The following is a 3,512-nucleotide window of genomic DNA, read 5'->3' as shown; positions in this document are numbered from 1 at the left end:
CGATTTCTAATAGTCCTGCCTCATACAGTTAAAAGAGCGGATAACTCACGTTATCCGCTCTTTTTTTTGGCGTTGACAACACGTAAATAGGGTTAAAAACAGTCACTATCTGTCTACCTTGGTTTTTTCTAATCCGAGAGTAACAGACTGAGATTAAATACAAGCTCTTCAAGGATGACCGATTATTCAATAAAATTTCCGGTACAAATAAATACTGAGGGCCGTTTGGGAAATAATAGAAAAGTGGCTGATGGAATACGATGCTGTAATAATATCGGCTGATACATCAACAGTCGGAAATATAAAAAATAGTTTCGATGAAATTTCCACTAATAAATAGATAGGCTCGATTTAGATAATATTATCGTATTTCTCATTATTTTTCAGATTGTTAAGTGGTGGTCGGGATTTGTTGGGATGATATTCTACATAAATAATCATCGCCGCTATGGGAGACATTTTATAAATGACAATAATAACTGGATATATTATATAATATTCTATATTACATTATATTTAATCGATTATTATAATGAGTAAACTCGTTTAGCTATTGTAAGCAACGATTTGAATGTTGTTATATTATTGTGAAATGATAGGTTAAATGGTTGTGTATTTTATTTTAAAATAGTCAATACCTCATTTTGGTTATAATGAAAATATATTGACCTATTGCGTCAATTATTGATACTGTAAAGATATCTTATAAAGTTAAATTAATTCATTGATGTATCTTATATACATTTTTGTTGTTTTTAAATGGAGTTAAAACAAAATGGACTATAGGGAGCTGTCTCAAATAAAGCGCTTAAGTCCTTATTCTAATTTATTAAATAACAACACGATCGGGAATAATGTCATTTCTTCTTTAATGTTGTTATCGTATTGTAAAATAATAGATTAAATGGTTATAAATATCCTTCTAAAATGATCAATACCTTATTTGGGTTATAAAAGGGGGGTGTTGATCTATTGGGCCGGTTATTGATACGGCAGAGATATCTTGTAACGTAAAATCAATTCATTGATGTATGTTTTATATGTTTTTATCGTTTTTAAATGGAGTTAAAACAACATGGGCTATAGGGAAGTATCTCAAATAAAGGACTTACGTCCTCGTTCTAATATATTCAATAGCAACACGATTGGAAAAAATACCATCTTTTCTTTAAGCCGTATTTCTGCTGCAGTTCTGCTGGCTTTAGTTTTTTTACCGGAAGCCTTAGCTCAATGTACTCCTGATAGTAGTGGATCGAAATTTACCTGCTCAGGCTCTGCATCTGACCATGTCTTACTTGATTTGACGGGAAATACCGGCGATGTGCAGGTTACGAGCACGCCTGATTACGTTTCTAACGATAGTCTCTATATCGGTAATAAATGGGTATTATTTAGCGGTATCTCAGAGCCCTATATACAAGGTGATACTAGAGCATTTCGTTCAAATAGCCTGTCTGTTCTTTTGGAAGCGGGTAACAAACTATCTCAGCATATCGCACCGGAGCAGGAGTCTCTTCGCCGGGCTTTGTATATCGAGGCCTCAACCAACAAACTTTCGGTTATGGTGAATCGCGATATTGAACAGTCACTGTATGGCAGCGGAGAGAATACCTACGGTTATCAGCATGTAATAGATATCAGAAATGTGCTGGATTATGCTGATTACTTGCCTGGACTTGCAAATAATTATTATAGCCCAACTGAGAATGATATCTCCATAAGCGGAAATATCCGACAAACGGCTATCAATACTGATCTATATCGTATTCACGCAAACGAATATGGTGGTTTTATTGGCGTCAATGCAGCCGTTGCGGGTATTAAAAATCGTATTGTGGTATCGGGTGATATTACACAAGATATTATCTCTGATAGTCTTAATGGCAGCTTCTCCACCTCTGTGGCTAATATCGCGGCGGTCAAAATTTTTAGTAACTCAAAATTATATGGTAGCAACTATTCTGCACAATTTGCTCCTCTGCCCATTGTAGAAAAAGCAGAAAATTACATAGACATCTCTGGAAATATAAAACAAAACTTCTCTATCCGTGACGAGCTTAGGGGCTATGTTCAAAGCGGCTCTAACTACATAAATAACGCGGTATTTGTCAATGTTGGCGGGGTTAACAACACGGTCCTGATTTCAGGCGATATAGAAAAAACCACGTCAGCAAATTTAATAAATGAAATGATAGGCAGCGGTGTTAACGTTCAGAGTAATCTTTATGATGGCCTTAATACTGGGACATTTAGCGCCGTGTCTACGCCTGGCGCTGGTTTTTTTATTCATGAAATTGTTAATAACGTTAATATCAGCGGCAACATTAAGCAAACCGTAGCGGCTGATACTGTTCATTCTGATACGAGTGCCAGTTCGGGCCGACAGGCTTTTTCCACTGCGGGCGTTCAGGTGATGGGTAATCAGAATACGATTTCTGTTTCCGGAGACGTCAGCAAAGAAATCGATATTAGTAGTTCCTTTAACGCCCCTCCCGGAGCGGCTATTCTTGTTCAGGCTAATGCAACGCCTTTAGCCACCTTCAGCGCCAGCCGCCTCAGCTTTACGCCAGAAATGTGGGATATGGTGGCACGTACGCAAAACAAAATTGATATTTCAGGTAATGTTATACACCGGATGACCGGTGGCCAGCACTCGATGGAAATGTTATATGACAATATCAACCACTCCAGCGTAGATATTAATGCAAACGGAATTAACAATATAATTTCTGTTTCCGGTGATATTGAAAAGTCATTCAGCGGCGAGTTCACAAGAATGCCGCTTTACAGCAATGCCGCTTTAGCCATTAGGTCGAATATTACTGAAGTACGTCAGATCTGGGGTACACCAATCTTATATTCTCCTTTTGCCAACATACTGGAAAAGACGCAAAATAGTATTCACGTATCCGGTAACGTCAATCAGGAGATAAGTTACCAAGACGGTAGGAGTTCCTCATATTCTCGTAACTTTGATAGTAATTTTGAACCTTCATCTGAGCTATTTGCTACGGATATTGTCGTAGCGGGTCGTAATAGCACGCTGTTGATTTCAGGAAACACCCAGAGTTCAGTATCACTGAACTCAAGCGAAGATGATTCAATACCGGCTCATGCTGGGGGTATTCGGTTAAGAAACTATTATGGTGATATGGATACGGTTATCACCGGTAAGATCGCCGTCAGCGATGAAAAAGACGTGGCTAATGGTCTACTGAATACAACCCCACCATCACGGTGTCTGACGGTCATCGGCTCAGGGTGTCTGGGTAGTCTGGTCGATATTAAATATGCTTCTGTGGGCGTCAGGGCAACCAACTACGGTGATGTGCTCAATTTGGCGATAGAAGGCGATATCGTCAGTTCCGGTATTGGTATTCAGGTTAGGCCATTCGCTGAAAACCCGACAATTATCACTGAAGATTGGGGTGGTGAATTATTACTCAAGGGCAAAGGCGATGTGATGGTCGATATTGCTGCCCGGGTACAAGGTTCAGGTGGATATGCGCTCG

The 3,512-nt window shown here is 39.0% G+C and carries 1 protein-coding gene; it reads left to right on the top strand.

Annotation, left to right across the window (positions count from 1 at the left end; all coding sequences use genetic code 11):
• Positions 1 to 1,075: 1,075 nt before the first annotated feature.
• On the top strand, positions 1,076 to 3,512 hold a 2,437-nt coding region (locus GVI43_RS15645), incomplete at its 3' end, for a hypothetical protein (protein ID WP_159567765.1).

It is taken from the genome of Budvicia diplopodorum, assembly GCF_009800925.1.
In the GTDB taxonomy this organism is placed as follows: Bacteria; Pseudomonadota; Gammaproteobacteria; order Enterobacterales; family Enterobacteriaceae; genus Budvicia; species Budvicia diplopodorum.
This window is presented reverse-complemented; position numbering and strand designations above follow the sequence as displayed.